The organism is Mesorhizobium sp. ES1-1, assembly GCF_020164785.1.
Classification (GTDB): Bacteria; Pseudomonadota; Alphaproteobacteria; order Rhizobiales; family Rhizobiaceae; genus Mesorhizobium.
Genome location: NZ_JAIUGX010000004.1, coordinates 359,042 through 375,716 on the forward strand (window position 1 = coordinate 359,042; position 16,675 = coordinate 375,716).

The following is a 16,675-nucleotide window of genomic DNA, read 5'->3' on the forward strand; positions in this document are numbered from 1 at the left end:
TCATTCCTGTCGGTAAGCCTCGGCGATCATCGCCGACCCGAGCCTTGTCAGGCAGGCGGCGACGGTTTCGCCTCGATATCGTGCGCCGCGGATCATCCCTGCGACGCGACTTATGCCGCGCGCGGCGTCATAGCCCGGCCTGTAGCCGGCAGGAAGGGCCTTCGCCGTCGCGTTCACGACAAGTCCGGCCCCGTTCTCGCCGCCCACGATCGTCAGCACAGTGGGGCCGGGATGGGCGCAGCCCTTGGCGCAGCCCGAAATGTGCAGGGTGAAGTCGAGCAGCTCAGCGTTTTCTGCGGCGATCGCGTCGGCGATGTCGCGCGTGGCGATGCGGCCGGAGGCGCAGGACGGCGCACCGGGGCAGGCTGCGATACGGGTGCGCGGATCATCGGCGGTGGTGATGAAGCCGAGGGTCGCGGCAGTCTCCTGGAGCTGACTGTTGGCGGTTGCCGGCTGCCCGAGGAAAAGCAACGCCCGACCTGGGGCCAGCCGGATTTCGGTGGTGCCGAGGTTCGAGGCTTTGCTGGCAAGGTCGATAAGATCTCGCCCAGATAGGCTGCCATAGGGAAGGGCGATCCCTTGGGCGACGACGTGGCCGGTTAAGGGGAAAAGACCGATTGGTGGGCGCGAGGCACCCCCCTCTGTCCTGCCGGACATCTCCCCCGCAAGGGGGGAGATCGGCAGTTCGGCTGCTGGCTCCTGTTTTGCCGCCTCAGTGCCAGGTGCGATGTCTGCGATTGGCGAAAGCAGTGAAGAAGGCATAATCTCCCCCCTTGCGGGGGAGATGTCCGGCAGGACAGAGGGGGGTGGGACGGAGTGCCAGTTTGCCAAGGATGTCAGTTGCCTCTCGGACAAATCCCTTGCATGGGCGTCGCGGCCCTTCTCGGCAACCATTCGCAGAGCGGCCAAGGCAATATCGCGCGCTGCATCGGCCTCGACCGTCGCAAGCAGCCTTGCGGTTTGGCCGTCACCAGCGACAGATACGGCCCACACAACACCAGCGCTTTCGCGCACCGCCGCCAGCCTCACATCGGCCGTCAACGCGTCCAGCGTCAGTTGCCCGCCGCCATCGACCACGACCGAAACCTTCGGCCCGAGCCGTGGCGTCAGCCCGGCTTGCTCGATCGCCAGCCTGATCCGCTCGGCCAGTGGCCGCGGATCGGCAATCGCGCGCGGATCGGTGCCGGCGAGGGGCCCGGTCTCGACCGGCACCCCGGTCCGCGCCTCGATGCCCAGTTCATCGACCTCCGCTGCCAGCAGCGCGGCGCTCGTGGCCGTCAGCCCGCGTATCTGCAAACTGCCGCGCGCTGTGACTTCCATGATGCCATTGCCGTGCCGGAGGGCCGATTCAGCCAGGCCGATCAGTGATTTCGGCGACAATCCTCCAGCGACAGGGTTGAGCCGCACCAGCAGGCCGTCGCCGGTCTGCATGGGGGCTGCCAAGGCAGGGCAGGCGCCGCGACGCGAGAAGGCGTTCATGCCGCAACCCCGAGCGCCTGGGCTTCGGCAATCAGCGCGGCAAGATCGTCGTCGATGGAATTGCGCAAGGGATGCCAGAGACCGCGCCGTCGGGCCGACAGGAAGCGCTCGGCGATGATTTTCGCGGCGGCCGGGTTTTCACGCAGGATGAACGCGCGAACGTCGGGATCGCCGACATAGGCGTCGTGAACGGCCTCGATCAGCGCGCCGGGGATGGCATTGGTCGTTTCAGCGAAGCCGACCAGCCGGTCCACCGTCTCGGCGAATTCCGAAGCGCCTCGCGGACCATGCCGCATTTGGCCCGATATGAAGCGCCGATTGACGGCGCGGGCGCGCACGACGCGTGCTACCGCCTCGCCAACCGAGCGCGGCTTTGGCTTCAGCGGGTCGGTGGTGTCGAGCACGATGACGTCGGCATTCCTGCCCAGGGTCGACAAGGCTGCCGAGAAACCGCCGATGAAGGCGACATCGGCGGAACCTTCGAGAATGTCGCGGCCGGGATCATCGCCGGTGTGGACGAGAAGATCTGCCTCGGCGATGCGCCCTTTGAAGGCGCCGGGCGCCGGGACGCCTTCGCCCCCGGCGCCGCCATAGGCATGCGATGTGGCGTCGAGATAGGCGCGGCCGATCTCCTCACGCTCGGCCCAGCCGCCGCTTGACAAGAGGTCCTCGACGCCTGCGCCATAGGTGCCCGGCGAGGTGCCGAAAATGCGCGGGCTGATCCCACCGTCGGCGCGGGTCTGCGCCGCCAGCGGATTTTCCGAGTCGTCCTCGTCTCGCGCGGAAACGGCGGCGGCGGCGGCGTCGATCAGCGCGATCTGGGTCGGGAACATGTCGCGGAACAGGCCCGATATGCGCCAGGTCACGTCGACGCGCGGCCGGCCGAGCGTGGCCGGCGGCAACACCTCTATGCCCGTGACGCGGCCGGTTGCCGAATCCCATTGCGGCCGGCAGCCCATCAGCGCAAGACCCTGGGCGATCTCCTCGCCGCCGGTGCGCAACGACGCCGAGCCCCAGAGGTCGATGATAAGCGAGCGCGGCCAGTCGCCATGCGACTGCATGTAACCGCGCACGACTTCCTCCGCCGCGGCCCGGCCTAGCTCATAGGCCGTCGGCGTCGGCATGGTGCGTGGATCGGAGGTGAACAAATTGCGGCCGGTGGGCAGGACATCGGAGCGGCCACGCGCCGGCGCGCCGGCCGGGCCGGCCTTGACGTGGCGGCCGTCGAGGGCTGCGAGCAGCGCCGTCTTCTCTGCATCGGCGCTCTGGCGGCGCATGGCGTCGGGCTCGTCTTCGGAAGCGCGGCCATAGATATGCAGACCGTCCTTGATGGCGAAATCCTTCAGGTCGCAGAGCCAGGCATCGATGCGGCGCAGGGCCTCGTCGGGGGCGTCCGTGTTGGCTACGCCGGCTTCCGAGGCGAGGCCAGTGTTCTGCGCGGTTTCGACGATCAGCTTCGCCAGCCTGTCGCGGCGGCGCCGGTCGAGCCCATCGGCCTGGGCATATTCATCGACCAGCCGTTCGAGCTTGTGCTGGTTATCGTCGAGTCCGGCGCCGGTCAGGGGCGGAGGCAGATGGCCGAGGGTGACGGCGGCGATACGCCGCTTGGCTTGGGCCGCTTCGCCGGGATTGGAAACGATGAAGGGATAGATGACGGGCAGGGGACCGGCGACGATCTCGGGAAAGCAGCTTTGGGAAAGCGCGACGGTCTTGCCGGGCAGCCATTCCAACGTGCCGTGCGCGCCGATATGGATGAGGGCGTGCACGCCGAGCGATTTGCGCAGCCAGAGCCCGAAAGCGAGGAGGGCGTGGCGCGGCGGGAGCGTCGGGTCATGGTAGTCGGCGCGGCGGTCGGCGGAACGGCCTCGATCAGGCGCGAGCGCGACGGTGACGTTGCCGAAGGTGGCGGCGCGGAATGGGAAGTGGGCCGAGGTTGGCGCGCGTATACCCCCCTCTGTCCTGCCGGACATCTCCCCCTCAAGGGGGGAGATTGAGCTGTTGTCCGCGCCTTCGCCAATCTCAACCGTTGCAGGAGAGGTGTCGGCGAGACAGCTGCCAATCTCCCCCCTTGAGGGGGAGATGTCCGGCAGGACAGAGGGGGGCGCCTCGCGCAAACGTATTTCGTCCTCGGCCTTTCCCCAAGCTGCTTCAACTGCGGCAATCGCATTACTCGGCAACTCGGTGGACAACTTCAAATAGTCGTCCAGTCCCAGTCCATGCCCGCCCCGCTCCAGCATCCGCAGCAGCTCGCGCGGCGATTGCGGAATCCCTTCAACGGCATAGCCCTGTTCCCTCAGGTCGTGCAGCATGGCCAGCACGCTGGACGGCACATCGAGGCCGACGGCGTATCCGGTTCGACCCGGCGCGCTTGGGTAATCGGGTATCAGGATGGCCAGCTTGCGGGCCGCCCGGGGGGTCTCCTGCAACCTGACGAAGGCCGCTATACGGTCGGCCACCTGCGCGACGCGGTCGGGCTCAGGCCGGTTGGCGAAGGCGCGGTGGCCGAGCGCCGGGTCGGCCTCGCTTTCGCCCTTGAAGGAAATCGCTCCGGCAAGGATACGGCCGTCGAGTTCGGGCAGAACGACGTGCATGGCGAGGTCGGCGGGCGCCAACCCGCGCTGGTTGCTTTCCCAGACGTCGCGGCGGGTTGTGGCGACGATGACCTGGAAGACGGGCACCCCGGCGCGGTCAAACAGGTTTTCCACGCCGGGTTCCGCGCCGGAGGCAAAGGCCGTGGCGGCGATGATGGCGGCCGGTTTGAGTGTGGCGAAGGCGGTTTCGACGAAGTCCAGAGATGCTCGGTCCTTGAGGCTGGCGACGAAGATGGGAACGGGCCGCAAGCCGCGCTGCCCCAGCGCCTCAAAGAGCGCATCGATCGGCGCGACATCGGCCGCGAGCAGCATCGATCGGTAGAACAGAATGGGGACAAGCGGCCCGGTATTTCCCACGAGGGGGAGGGGCGCAACACCGCGGTTCGGCTCGTAATAACCGGCTTTTGGTACGGCGACCGGCTCGATTACATCAGCCTGTGATCCCGCCAGCCCGGCCAGCCGATGCACCAGCGCCTTCATATTGGCCGGACCGCCTTCGCGGAAATAGCCGAGCAGGCCGTCCAATTCCTCCCGAGGCAGCGTCGAGGCCTCGACCAGCCGGAGATCCTCGTCGCGGCACTCTCCGGGAAGCAGCGCCAGTTTGATTCCGCGCGCACGAGCGGTCGAGGCAAGCTGGTCGCAGCCGTAGCGCCACCATTCGTAGCCGCCGAGGATGCGGACGAGGATGATCTTGGCATGGCGCGCCACGCTGTCGATCCACAGGTCGACCGACATGGGATGACGCAGGTCGCGAAGTGCCGCCAGCCGCATCGATGGCAGCTGGCCCTCATCGGCCTTCCAGGCGGAAGCCAGTCCGCCGAGATCGCTGTCGGTGAAGGACAGGGCCACGATATCCGCCGGCGTCTGCCGCAGATCGACCGGCTCGGCGAGATCGTCGAGCGAGGCGGACGTCGTGGTGAGGATATGCATCGCGGCGGGTCCGATATCAGCCGGCGAGTATGCGCTCGATGGCGGGGCGGTTCAGTCCCTTGAGGCCGATGACGACCAGGCGCGAGCGACGATCGTCCTCGGGGGTCCAGGCGCGGTCGTAGTAATGATTGACACGCGGCCCTACGGCCTGCAGCAGAAGCCGCATCGGCTTGCCGCCGACCTCGACGAAGCCCTTCACGCGCAGCACGTTTTCCTGTTCGGCGGCCGTGGCGACACGCTCTGCCAGGTCTTCCGGGTTGGCGACCGAGCCAATATCGACGATGAACGTGTCGAAGTCGTCATGCTCGTGATCGAAGGCGCCGTCGTGGTGGGACTTGCGGTTCTGGATGTCGTCCTCGACGGCGAGCCCGAGGCCGAGAAGCACGGAGGGATCGACCTTGCCATGAGACGTCGGCACGATCTTCACCGCGCGGGCGGAGTGTTCGTTGATGATAGCGTTGGCGCGCGCCGAACCGGCACCGTCCATCAGATCGCTCTTCGAGAGGATGATCAGGTCGGCGCAGGCGATCTGGTCCTCGAACACTTCCTCGACCGGATCATCGTGGTCGAGGCTGTCGTCCCCAGCGCGCTGCGCCTGCAGGGCGTCCATGTCGTTGGCGACGCGCCCTTCGGCCAGGGCCGGGCCGTCGACCACGGCGATCACCCCATCGACGGTAACGCGGCTCTTGACGCTCGGCCATTGGAAAGCCTGGACCAGAGGCTTCGGCAGGGCGAGGCCGGAGGTTTCGATCAGGATGTGGTCGACCTTCGGCGTCAGCGCCAGGATCTGGTCCAACGCCGGCACGAAATCGTCTGCGACGGTGCAGCAGATGCAGCCATTGGCCAGTTCGACGATGTTCTCCTCCGGGCAGGTGTCGATGCCGCAGCCCTTGAGGATTTCGCCGTCGATGCCGATATCGCCGAATTCATTGACGATGATGGCGATGCGCTTGCCGCCGGCGTTTTCCAGGAGATGGCGGACCAGCGTCGTCTTGCCGGCGCCGAGGAAGCCGGTGACGACGGTGCAGGGGACGCGGGAGACGGAAGCGCTCATGATCAATCCTTCAACAGGTCGAGAGGTGGTATGCGGGCCACTAGGCCGCGCTTGAGGGAGTCCGGGCGGCCGCGCCACGGGATCAGCCCATCCGCCGAGGTCGCGAAGAGCTTGGCGCCGGCGACGAGGTCATCCCCACTGGCCGCGGTCAGATCTCCGAACACATAGCTCCAGCAGCCATCGCGCAGCATGGCGGCGCTGAGCCGGCGCTTGCAGTTGCCGAGGCATTCGACTGTGCGGACCTGGATGTTTTCACCAGATGCAGCGCGGCGCGTATCAGCCGCCAGCAGTTCACCGGCGCGCGGATGGCCGTCGGAGCCGGCTTCGTCCCGGCAGGAGGCGCAGACGATCACGGTGACGCCGGTCAAAGCCTCACCGTTGCCGGACGAATTGTCCGCTGTGCCAGCCGAAAAACTGCCGTTCTGGTCCAAAAGCCGGGCTCCTTGCCCGGAAACCCGCCAGGCTATCGGATTCTTTGTCGCAGACGGCAGGTCTCCTGGCTCGCGGGTCATCGCCTTGGTGCCGCCTTCCCGGGAACATCCCAGTGGCTTTCGGCCTTGGCTCTTCGCTTACAGTTGCGGGGACAGCCGCGGATTAGGGACCTAGATCCCGCACCGCATTCCCTCTTAGCCCCTGCCGTTGCGGGCAAGGGACCGTCTGGACCGGGATTTAGGCTCTTGCAGGCATTGGTGTCAACGCGGGCTTACGACATAGCGATGTCGGCCAACGCCGGGCCAAGGTCGCCCGCCGGCGTCACTTCCATGCGTTCCAGTCCAAGCCAGCCCTGCATCTGCGTCAATTCTTCGAACAAGTGAGCGGCCGTCTCCGGCGGCACGCCTGGCTCGGCATAGGCCGCGTGGACCCGCAGGACGCTCGCCGGCCGATCGGCCCTAAGATCGACGCGCGCGACGATCCGGTCACCGAGCAGGAACGGAAGCACATAGTAGCCATAACGCCGCTTCTCGGCCGGGGTGTAGATTTCGATGCGGTAGTGGAAATCGAACAGGCGCTCGGTGCGGGAGCGCTCGAAGACAACCGGATCGAATGGCGCCAGCAGAGCACGGGCATCGATCTTTCGCGGCAGCCGGGCGTCCTTGTGGAGGTAGGCCGGCTTGTCCCAACCATCGACGCGCACCGGTAGCAAATCACCGGTTTCGACCAGTTCCTCGAGCCGGCCTTTCATGTCGGCGGGGGAAAGGCGGAAATAGTCGCGCAAATCGCCTGACGTGGCGATGCCGTGGGCGCGGGCGGAGATGCGCAGCAGTTCGCGATGCGCATCCTCGGCCGATGGCACCGGCAGATCGAGAATCGCCTGTGGCAGCACTCGCTCGGGCAGGTCGTAGAAACGCTCGAAGCCGCGACGGTGCGCCGTGGTGATGCGCCCGGCCCAGAACAGCCATTCGAAAGCATGCTTGGCATGGCTCCAACCCCACCAGCCGCCGGAGCCCTTCTGGCCCTCAAGAGCGGACGCCGCGATCGGGCCGCGGTCGACAACCGAGCGATAGATCTCCTCGATATAGGCGGCGTGCTCTCGGCCCCATTTGCCAAGGCCTAGATACATTTCGTCGCCGCGTTCGGCGCGCTGCATGCGCCAGCGCATCAGCGGGTATGTCTCGACCGGCAGGAACGACGCCTCGTGCGCCCAGTATTCGAAGACGCTGCGCCTGCGGGTGACGGCAGCGTTGTCGAGCAGCGAGAGCGGGTAGGGGCCAAGCCGCGAATAAAGCGGCATATAATGCGCGCGCACCACGGCACTGACGGAATCTATCTGCAGCAGACCGGTGCGAGACATCACACGGGCCAGATGCCGCCGATCCGGCACGGTGGCGGGACGGGGATCGAGAAATCCCTGCGCAGCCAGCGCGATGCGCCGGGCCATGGGGAGCGAGATTTTTTCCTTCATTCCGGCGTCACTCTAGGCGTGATTGAGCGAGGTTCGAGTTTGATTCCGCGCCATGATAGCAGGGTTCTGCCGTGTGGCGTGTCAGCAGACAAAGTGGAGGACGAAATGAAGGAAATCAAACAGGAGGCGATCGCACCAGTTTTGCCGCGACATGCAGTCCAGCGCGTCGTTTTTGAACAAGGTTTGACTTGCTTCGCTGGAAGCGCTGCGCTAACCCTCGCCGCGTTGCAGCGTAGGCCCTAAAACGCTTCGGCGGTTAAACTGTCACGCTTCCGCATCAGGGTCCGGTGCTGTAATCAATTCGGATTGGCGCCAACAGAAAGCCGAGCATGAACGCACTTCTCAGTTCGTACCTGCCCATCGTCCTATTCATCGGCGTGGCGCTGGTTGTCGGCCTCGCGCTGCTGGTGGCGCCCTTTCTGGTGGCCTACCGCAATCCAGACCCCGAAAAGCTTTCCGCCTACGAATGTGGCTTCAACTCGTTCGACGACGCCCGCATGAAGTTCGATATCCGGTTCTACCTGGTGTCGATCCTATTCATCATCTTCGATCTGGAAGTGGCCTTCCTATTTCCCTGGGCGGTGTCGTTCTCGAAGATCGGAATGCTCGGTTTCTGGTCGATGATGGTATTTCTGGCGGTGCTGACCATCGGCTTCGCCTATGAATGGAAAAAAGGAGCGCTGGAATGGGATTGAACGATAGTTCAGGCACCCTCGTCGCGCCGAAGCCGAAGGGCATCATCGATCCCAACACCGGCAGGCCGGTGGGGGCCGATGACCCCTTCTTCCTCGAAATCAACGACGAACTGGCCGACAAGGGTTTCCTGGTCACCTCGACCGAAGCGCTTATCACCTGGGCGCGCAGCGGTTCGCTGATGTTCATGACCTTCGGTCTGGCCTGCTGCGCCGTCGAGATGATCCACACTTCGATGCCGCGCTATGACTCGGAGCGGTTCGGCGTGGCGCCGCGTGCCTCGCCGCGCCAGTCCGACATCATGATCGTCGCCGGCACGCTGACCAACAAGATGGCGCCGGCGCTGCGCAAGGTCTACGACCAGATGCCGGAGCCGCGCTACGTCATCTCGATGGGCTCCTGCGCCAATGGCGGCGGCTACTATCATTATTCATATTCGGTGGTGCGCGGCTGCGACCGTATCGTTCCGGTCGACATCTATGTTCCCGGCTGTCCGCCGAGCGCCGAAGCGCTGCTTTACGGCATTCTTCTGCTGCAGAAGAAGATCCGCCGCACCGGCACGATCGAACGGTAAATCCATGACCGCATCTCCGAGCGAACTGTCGACCTATATCGGCGAGAAGCTGATCGGCCGCGTCCATGACGCCGATATCGCCTATGGCGAGTTGACCATGCATGTCGACGCGCGCGACCTGGTCGAGGTCGTCACTTTCCTGCGCGACGATGCGCGCTGCCAGTTCATCTCCATCATCGATGTCTGCGGAGCCGATTATCCGTCGCGGGCTAGGCGTTTCGACGTCGTCTACCACCTCCTGTCGCCGAAGCAGAATGCGCGCATCAGGCTCAAGCTTCAGGCCGACGAGGAGACCGTGGTGCCGTCGATCACGGACGTGTTTCCCGGCGCCGACTGGTTCGAGCGCGAGACATACGATCTCTACGGCGTATTGTTCTCGGGCCATCCCGATCTGCGCCGTCTGCTGACCGATTACGGTTTCGAAGGCCACCCGCTGCGCAAGGATTTCCCGCTGACCGGTTTCGTCGAGCTTCGCTACGATGATGAGGCCAAGCGCGTGATCTACGAGCCGGTGGAGCTCAAGCAGGAATTCCGCAATTTCGATTTTCTCTCGCCTTGGGAAGGGACGGATTATGTCCTGCCGGGCGATGAGAAAGCCAAACAGTGATTGGTGAATAGTGAATGGTGAATGGACAAAACGCCGGAAGCTATAAGGGATTATCGCGATCTCATCGTCTGGCAGGAGGCGATGGATATCGCCGAGTCCGTTTACGCTTTAACGCGTGGGTTTCCGCGCGAGGAAATGTACGGAATGGCGGCTCAGATGCGGCGATGCGCTGCTTCTGTACCTGCGAACATTGCGGAAGGATTCGGCCGCGCTCAGAGGCGACCGTTTATTCAATTCCTTCGTATTGCGCAGGGCTCATTAAAGGAACTCGAAACGCATACAATGCTCTGTGGACGCGTGGGGCTCTTGTCCAAGGAGCAGGCCGCAAGTCTGGAACCGGGCTTCACCCGGTTGGGCAAAAGGCTAGTTTCGTTCGTTCGATCGCTCGAGGGAGAGCGCGAATGACCATTCACCATTCACAATTGACCATTCACTATTCGCCAAGGGCGATCCATGGCTGAGACCTCCGTCCGCAATTTCAACATCAATTTCGGCCCGCAGCATCCGGCGGCGCACGGTGTCTTGCGGCTTGTGCTGGAGCTGGATGGGGAGGTCGTCGATCGCGTCGATCCGCATATCGGGCTCTTGCATCGCGGCACGGAAAAGCTGATCGAAAACAAGACCTATCTGCAGGCGTTGCCCTATCTCGACCGGCTCGACTATTGCGCGCCGATGAGCCAGGAGCACGCCTTCGCGCTCGCCACCGAGCGCCTGCTTGGCATCGAAGTGCCAAGGCGCGGCCAACTGATCCGCGTGCTTTACTGCGAGATCAGCCGCATCATGTCGCACATCCTCAACGTGACGACGCAGGCGCTGGACATCGGTGCATTGACGCCGCCGCTTTGGGGCTTTGTCGAACGCGAAAAGCTGATGGTGTTCTACGAGCGCGCCTCCGGCTCGCGCATGCACGCAGCCTATTTCCGCCCCGGTGGCGTGCATCAGGATTTGCCTCGCCAACTGGTCGAGGACATCGGCAAGTGGATCGATCCGTTCCTCAAGTCGCTCGACGATCTCGACAGGCTGCTGACCGGTAACCGCATCTTCAAGCAACGCAACGTCGATATCGGCATCGTATCGCTGGCGGACGCTTGGGCGTGGGGCTTTTCTGGCGTCATGGTGCGCGGATCGGGGGCCGCGTGGGACCTGCGCAAATCGCAGCCCTATGAATGCTATACGGAGATGGATTTCGACATTCCGGTCGGCAAGAACGGCGACTGCTACGATCGCTATCTCGTGCGTATGGAAGAGATGCGGCAGTCGGCGCGGATCATGCGCCAGTGCGTCGACCTTCTGCTCGGCAAGGATAGTACCGGACCGGTATCCAACCTGGACGGCAAGGTGGTTCCGCCGAAACGCGCGGCGATGAAGCGCTCGATGGAGGCGCTGATCCACCACTTCAAGCTCTACACCGAGGGTTACCGCGTACCGGCCGGCGAGGTCTATGCTGCCGTCGAGGCGCCCAAGGGCGAATTCGGCGTCTACATGGTCTCCGACGGCACCAACAAGCCGTATCGCTGCAAGCTGCGCGCGCCGGGTTTCGCGCATCTGCAAGCCATGGACTTCCTGTGCCGGGGCCACATGCTGGCCGACGTCACCGCCGTTCTCGGCTCCCTCGACATCGTGTTTGGTGAGGTCGATCGTTAAATGTCAGTCCGCCGTCTCGCAGAAGCCAGCGTCCAGCCAGCCTCCTTCGCCTTCAACCGGGCGAATGCGGCGGCGGCGAAGCAATGGATCAAGAAATACCCGAAGGGCCGGGAACAGTCGGCCATCATCCCGCTTCTGATGATCGCGCAGGAGCAGGAAGGTTGGGTGACGAAGGCGGCGATCGAGACGATCTCCGACATGCTCGGCATGCCGCGGATCCGCGGGCTCGAGGTCGCGACCTTCTACACGCAATACCAGCTCAATCCGGTCGGCACGCGCGCGCATATCCAGGTCTGCGGCACCACGCCCTGCATGCTGCGCGGCTCGGAAGCGCTGATGGACGTCTGCCGTTCCAAGATCCATCACGACCAGTTCCACACCAACGACGCGGGCACGCTGTCGTGGGAAGAGGTCGAATGTCTCGGCGCCTGCGTCAACGCGCCCATGGTTATGATCTTCAAGGACACGTTCGAAGACCTGACGCCGGAACGGCTGGCCGAGATCATCGATCTTTATGATGCCGGCAAGGGCGCGTCGGTCAATCCGGGGCCGCAGAATGGCCGTACCACGTCGGAGCCGATCACCGGCTTGACGACGCTGACCAGTGAAAAGGCGATCCTCAAGGCTACGCGCGACGAGGAAGCCGCTGCTGCCAGCAGGGCTGCCCAGGCCGCTGCGCCGGCGGATCCAGCTGCCTCTGCCGGCACCGAGGCCGCTGCCGCGCCGTCCAACGCCGGCAAGCCGAGGACCACCGCGGTTGAAACCGACCCAACCTTGAAGTCGCCTTCGGCGGCCAAGGTGGCGCCGGCGGATGAGAAGGCGGTCAGCGCATCGGCGCCTGGGCATTCGGCAGCCAATGCCAATATGACCTCTCCCGAAGTCGAAGTGGTCTCCAAGCAGCGTACCGGGCCGACGACGAGGGCTGAAGTCGTGCCCGGCGGCGTCGGGGACGACAAAAACGGCAAGAAGCCGGTCTGAGGAAGAAACATGCTTCAGGACAGAGACCGCATCTTCAACAATATCTACGGCCGCTTCGACCGGTCGCTGGCAGGTGCCATGTCGCGCGGCGCCTGGGACAACACGCCGGGCATCATCGCCAAGGGGCGCGACTGGATCGTCAACGAGATGAAGGCATCGGGCCTGCGCGGCCGTGGCGGCGCCGGCTTTCCGACCGGGCTGAAATGGTCGTTCATGCCAAAGCAGAGCGACGGGCGGCCGAGCTATCTCGTCATCAATGCCGACGAATCCGAGCCCGGCACCTGCAAGGACCGCGACATCCTGCGGCACGACCCGCACACGCTGGTCGAAGGCGCGCTGATCGCGGGCTTCGCCATGGGCGCCATTGCCGCCTACATCTATGTGCGCGGCGAATTCATCCGCGAGCGCGAGGCGTTGCAGCGGGCCATCGACGAGGCCTATGAGGCGAAGCTGATCGGCAAGGGCAATACGTCTGGCTATGATTTCGACATCTACATGCATCATGGCGCCGGCGCCTATATTTGCGGCGAGGAGACGGCGCTGCTCGAAAGCCTCGAAGGCAAGAAGGGTCAGCCCAGGCTGAAGCCGCCATTCCCGGCCAATGTCGGCCTCTATGGCTGCCCGACCACCGTCAACAATGTCGAATCCATCGCGGTGGCGCCGACCATCCTGCGTCGTGGCGCGGCCTGGTTTTCGTCCTTCGGCAGGCCCAACAATGTCGGCACCAAGCTGTTCTGCATCTCGGGTCACGTCAACAATCCGTGCACCGTCGAAGAAGCCATGTCGATCCCGTTCCGCGAGTTGATCGAGACGCATTGCGGCGGCATTCGCGGCGGTTGGGACAATCTGCTGGCGGTGATCCCGGGCGGCGCTTCGGTGCCGCTGGTCCCTGCCGAACAGATCATTGACGCGCCGATGGATTTCGATGCGCTGCGCGATCTCAAATCCGGCCTCGGCACCGCGGCCGTCATCGTCATGGACAAGTCCACCGATATCGTCAAAGCCATCGCGCGCTTGTCCTACTTCTACAAGCACGAGAGCTGCGGCCAATGCACGCCGTGCCGCGAAGGCACCGGCTGGATGTGGCGGGTGATGGAGCGGCTTGTGCGCGGCGAGGCGCAGAAGCGCGAGATCGACATGCTGCTCGACGTCACCAAGCAGATCGAGGGCCATACGATCTGCGCGCTGGGCGATGCGGCGGCTTGGCCAATCCAGGGCCTGATGCGGCATTTCCGCGGCGAGGTGGAGCGCCGCATCGACGAGTTTTCGCGCAACGCGCACCGGGCCGAGCCCGTGCTGGTGGCTGCGGAATAGAGACCATTCTGAACGCGGGCAAACGCCCATAAAGAGGAAGCCGGGCTGGGGCACACGAAGAAACGACTAAGGAGATCCAATGTCGCCCTATTCGAAAGCCTACCCATTGTTGGCCAATCTGGACCAGATCGAGAAGATGAACCAGGACCTGATCAGGATGATGCCGAAGGAGATGGCGAGCGCCGTCAACCTTTTCGCGCATCCTGTCGCGGGTGCGGCGGCAATGTCGGCGCTCGGCATCGGCCTCGCCAACCATGCGTTCGGCGTGTGGATGGGCGCTTTCAGCGGCGCGGCGGAAGCTTCGCAGCGCATGATGCAGCCCATCGTCGACGATTTCGAGGCGCGCGCGCAGCGGGTCTCGCAGACGGCCAAGACTGCCTCCAAGGCCCGTGCGGCAACCAGGACACTTATCGCGGAGGCGCAATCCTTCGCGCAGGACGTGACGGACATGGTCGCCCGCGAGGCCGTGGAGACAGAGCGGGCGACGGCCGCGCCGGCCAAGGTGTCGCCGAGGGAATTGCGGCAGCCGATAGCCATGGATCGCCCGGCGAAGCCGTCGGACCTCAAAGCGATACCGGGCATCGGCCCGAAGCTCGAGAAGGTGCTCAACGGCCTCGGCATCTGGACCTATGCGCAGATCGCCGCATGGACGCCGGACGAGATCGCCTGGGTCGAGGATTATCTTTCGCTCACCGGCCGGGTCGGCCGCGATGATTGGATTGCCCGGGCGGCGGCGTTGGCCGCCACGAAATGATGAAATGCCGGGTGCGGCTTGTGCCGCGCCCGGAAATTGAGATTGCGGGAAATCCGCAGGGGTTCGAGGCGAATGGCAAAGCTCAAGGTCGACGGGAAAGAGATCACTGTACCCGACCACTACACGCTGCTGCAGGCAGCAGAGGACGCGGGCGCGGAAGTGCCGCGCTTCTGCTTCCACGAGCGGTTGTCGATCGCCGGCAATTGCCGCATGTGCCTGATCGAGGTTAAGGGCGGACCGCCCAAGCCGCAGGCGTCCTGCGCCATGAATGTGCGCGACCTTCGTCCGGGGCCGAATGGCGAAGCGCCGGAAATCTTTACCAACACGCCGATGGTCAAGAAGGCCAGGGAAGGCGTGATGGAGTTCCTGCTGATCAACCATCCGCTGGATTGCCCGATCTGCGACCAGGGCGGCGAGTGCGACCTGCAGGACCAGGCGATGGCCTTCGGCGTGGATTCATCGCGCTATCACGAGAACAAGCGTGCGGTCGAGGACAAGTATATCGGCCCGCTGGTCAAGACGGTGATGAACCGCTGCATCCACTGCACGCGCTGCGTGCGCTTCACCACGGAGGTCGCCGGCATTTCGGAGCTCGGCCTGATCGGGCGAGGCGAGGATGCGGAGATCACCACCTATCTCGAACAGGCGATGACTTCGGAACTGCAGGGCAATGTGATCGACCTGTGCCCGGTCGGCGCGCTGACCTCGAAGCCTTTTGCCTTCCAGGCGCGGCCGTGGGAACTGAGCAAGACCGAATCCATCGACGTGATGGACGCTGTCGGCTCGGCGATCCGCGTCGACAGTCGCGGCCGTGAAGTGATGCGCATCCTGCCGCGTGTCAACGAGGCGGTGAACGAGGAATGGATCTCCGACAAGACCCGCTTCATCTGGGACGGCCTGCGCACGCAGCGCCTCGACCGTCCCTATGTGCGCAGGGACGGCAAGCTCGTTGCGGCCAGTTGGGCCGAGGCGTTCGCTGCGATCAAGGACGCGGTGTCGAAGACGGCGCCCGAGAAAATTGGCGCTATTGCCGGCGATCTCGCCGCTGTCGAGGAGATCTACGCGCTGAAGCAGCTGATGGCCTCGCTCGGCTCGAAGAACACGGATTGCCGTCAGGACGGCGCCGCGCTTGACCCGGCGTTTGGCCGGGCCAGCTATATTTTCAACCCTACCATCGAAGGCATCGAGCAGGCTGACGCGGTGCTAATCATCGGCGCCAATCCGCGCTATGAAGCCTCACTGCTCAATGCCCGCATCCGCAAGCGCTGGCGGCTGGGCAATCTGCCCGTCGGTGTGATCGGCGATGTCGGCGATACGCGCTATGATTACGAGCAGCTGGGCGCGGGGCCGGATTCGCTGAAGGATCTGGCAGACGGCAATGGGAAGTTCTTCCAGAAGCTGAAGAAGGCTACGCATCCGCTCATCATCGTCGGCCAAGGCGCCCTGGCGCGTGCCGACGGCGCGGCGGTGCTCGGCCAGGCGGCACGGCTCGCCGGCGCCGTCAACGCGGCGCGGGCGGATTGGAACGGCTTTGCGGTGCTGCACAATGCGGCTGGCCGCGTCGGCGGTCTCGATCTCGGCTTCGTGCCGGGCGAGGGCGGCAAGGATGTCGCGGGCATGCTGGGCGAGATGGAACTTCTGTTCCTGCTCGGCGCCGACGAGATCGACATGGCTAGGACTGGCGGCGCTTTCGTCGTCTATATCGGTACACATGGCGACCAGGGCGCGCACCGCGCCAATGTCATCCTGCCGGCGGCGGCCTATACCGAAAAGTCGGGCACCTATGTCAACACGGAAGGCCGCGTGCAGCAGACCAACCGTGCCGGCTTCGCGCCGGGCGAGGCGCGCGAGGACTGGGCGATCCTGCGGGCGCTGTCCGATGTGCTGGGCAAGAAGCTGCCGTTCGATTCGCTGGCGCAGCTGCGCGCGAAATTGTATGGCGACTACCCGCATATGGCTCGCATCGATCAGGTCGAAGCCGGCAACGCCGAGGATGTGGCCAAGCTGGCGCTGATTGGCGGGCAGCTGAACAAGGGCGCCTTTACATCTCCGGTCACGGATTTCTACCTGACCAATCCGATCGCGCGGGCTTCGGCCGTGATGGCGGAATGTTCGGCACTGGCCAAGAGCGGCTTCAAGCAGGCGGCGGAATAA

General features: G+C 64.5%; 13 protein-coding genes, 1 pseudogene and 1 riboswitch. Of the genes and pseudogenes, 9 read left to right on the forward strand and 5 right to left on the reverse strand.

The genetic code is table 11. From position 1 onward, the window contains the following. The 5 genes from cobG to LB513_RS09530 all read right to left on the reverse strand — a co-directional run bounded on the left by cobG (position 1) and on the right by LB513_RS09530 (position 7,957). Positions 1–1,479, reverse strand: coding sequence for a precorrin-3B synthase (gene cobG, locus LB513_RS09510; protein ID WP_224663217.1), 1,479 nt, complete (start codon positions 1,477–1,479; stop codon positions 1–3). Continuing rightward, positions 1,476–5,000, reverse strand: a complete 3,525-nt coding sequence (locus tag LB513_RS09515) for a cobaltochelatase subunit CobN (RefSeq protein ID WP_224663218.1) — start codon at positions 4,998–5,000, stop codon at positions 1,476–1,478. Before LB513_RS09515 ends, cobG begins: the two co-directional genes overlap by 4 nt. Positions 5,001–5,016: 16 nt before the next feature. After that, positions 5,017–6,054: a cobalamin biosynthesis protein CobW gene (gene cobW, locus LB513_RS09520; protein ID WP_224663219.1), complete on the reverse strand. Its 1,038-nt coding sequence runs from the start codon at positions 6,052–6,054 to the stop codon at positions 5,017–5,019. Positions 6,055–6,056: 2 nt separating this feature from the next. Beyond that, positions 6,057–6,485, reverse strand: coding sequence for a DUF1636 family protein (locus LB513_RS09525; protein WP_224663220.1), 429 nt, complete (start codon positions 6,483–6,485; stop codon positions 6,057–6,059). A gap of 37 nt (positions 6,486–6,522) precedes the next feature. Beyond that, a riboswitch (cobalamin riboswitch) is annotated at positions 6,523–6,727 on the reverse strand. A gap of 30 nt (positions 6,728–6,757) precedes the next feature. Then, positions 6,758–7,957, reverse strand: a complete 1,200-nt coding sequence (locus LB513_RS09530) for a winged helix-turn-helix domain-containing protein (protein WP_224663221.1) — start codon at positions 7,955–7,957, stop codon at positions 6,758–6,760. Positions 7,958–8,286: 329 nt separating this feature from the next. Here LB513_RS09530 and LB513_RS09535 point away from each other — a divergent pair, with 329 nt between their 5' ends. The 9 genes and pseudogenes from LB513_RS09535 (at position 8,287) to nuoG (ending at position 16,675) form a co-directional block, all read left to right on the forward strand. Beyond that, on the forward strand, positions 8,287–8,652 hold the full coding sequence (locus tag LB513_RS09535) for an NADH-quinone oxidoreductase subunit A (protein WP_006335683.1): 366 nt from the start codon (positions 8,287–8,289) through the stop codon (positions 8,650–8,652). Then, positions 8,643–9,224 (forward strand): NuoB/complex I 20 kDa subunit family protein, encoded by a 582-nt coding sequence (locus LB513_RS09540; RefSeq protein WP_224663222.1) that lies wholly within the window; start codon positions 8,643–8,645, stop codon positions 9,222–9,224. The genes LB513_RS09535 and LB513_RS09540 overlap by 10 nt, the downstream gene beginning before the upstream one ends. 4 nt (positions 9,225–9,228) lie before the next feature. After that, the gene (locus tag LB513_RS09545; RefSeq protein ID WP_224663223.1) at positions 9,229–9,831 is read left to right on the forward strand and encodes an NADH-quinone oxidoreductase subunit C; all 603 of its coding nucleotides are present in this window, start codon (positions 9,229–9,231) and stop codon (positions 9,829–9,831) included. Between the two features lie 21 nt (positions 9,832–9,852). Then, positions 9,853–10,236, forward strand: a complete 384-nt coding sequence (locus tag LB513_RS09550) for a four helix bundle protein (RefSeq protein ID WP_224663224.1) — start codon at positions 9,853–9,855, stop codon at positions 10,234–10,236. A 48-nt stretch (positions 10,237–10,284) separates the two neighbouring features. Next, complete coding sequence (locus tag LB513_RS09555) at positions 10,285–11,475, forward strand: NADH-quinone oxidoreductase subunit D (protein WP_224663225.1); 1,191 nt, start codon at positions 10,285–10,287, stop codon at positions 11,473–11,475. Beyond that, positions 11,476–12,402 (forward strand): annotated as a pseudogene (gene nuoE, locus LB513_RS09560) (NADH-quinone oxidoreductase subunit NuoE); the annotation flags it as partial. 60 nt (positions 12,403–12,462) lie between these two features. Then, positions 12,463–13,767: an NADH-quinone oxidoreductase subunit NuoF gene (gene nuoF, locus LB513_RS09565; RefSeq protein WP_224663226.1), complete on the forward strand. Its 1,305-nt coding sequence runs from the start codon at positions 12,463–12,465 to the stop codon at positions 13,765–13,767. Positions 13,768–13,846: 79 nt separating this feature from the next. Further along, the gene (locus LB513_RS09570) at positions 13,847–14,521 is read left to right on the forward strand and encodes an NADH-ubiquinone dehydrogenase (protein ID WP_224663227.1); all 675 of its coding nucleotides are present in this window, start codon (positions 13,847–13,849) and stop codon (positions 14,519–14,521) included. A 72-nt stretch (positions 14,522–14,593) separates the two neighbouring features. After that, positions 14,594–16,675, forward strand: a complete 2,082-nt coding sequence (nuoG, locus tag LB513_RS09575) for an NADH-quinone oxidoreductase subunit NuoG (RefSeq protein WP_224663228.1) — start codon at positions 14,594–14,596, stop codon at positions 16,673–16,675.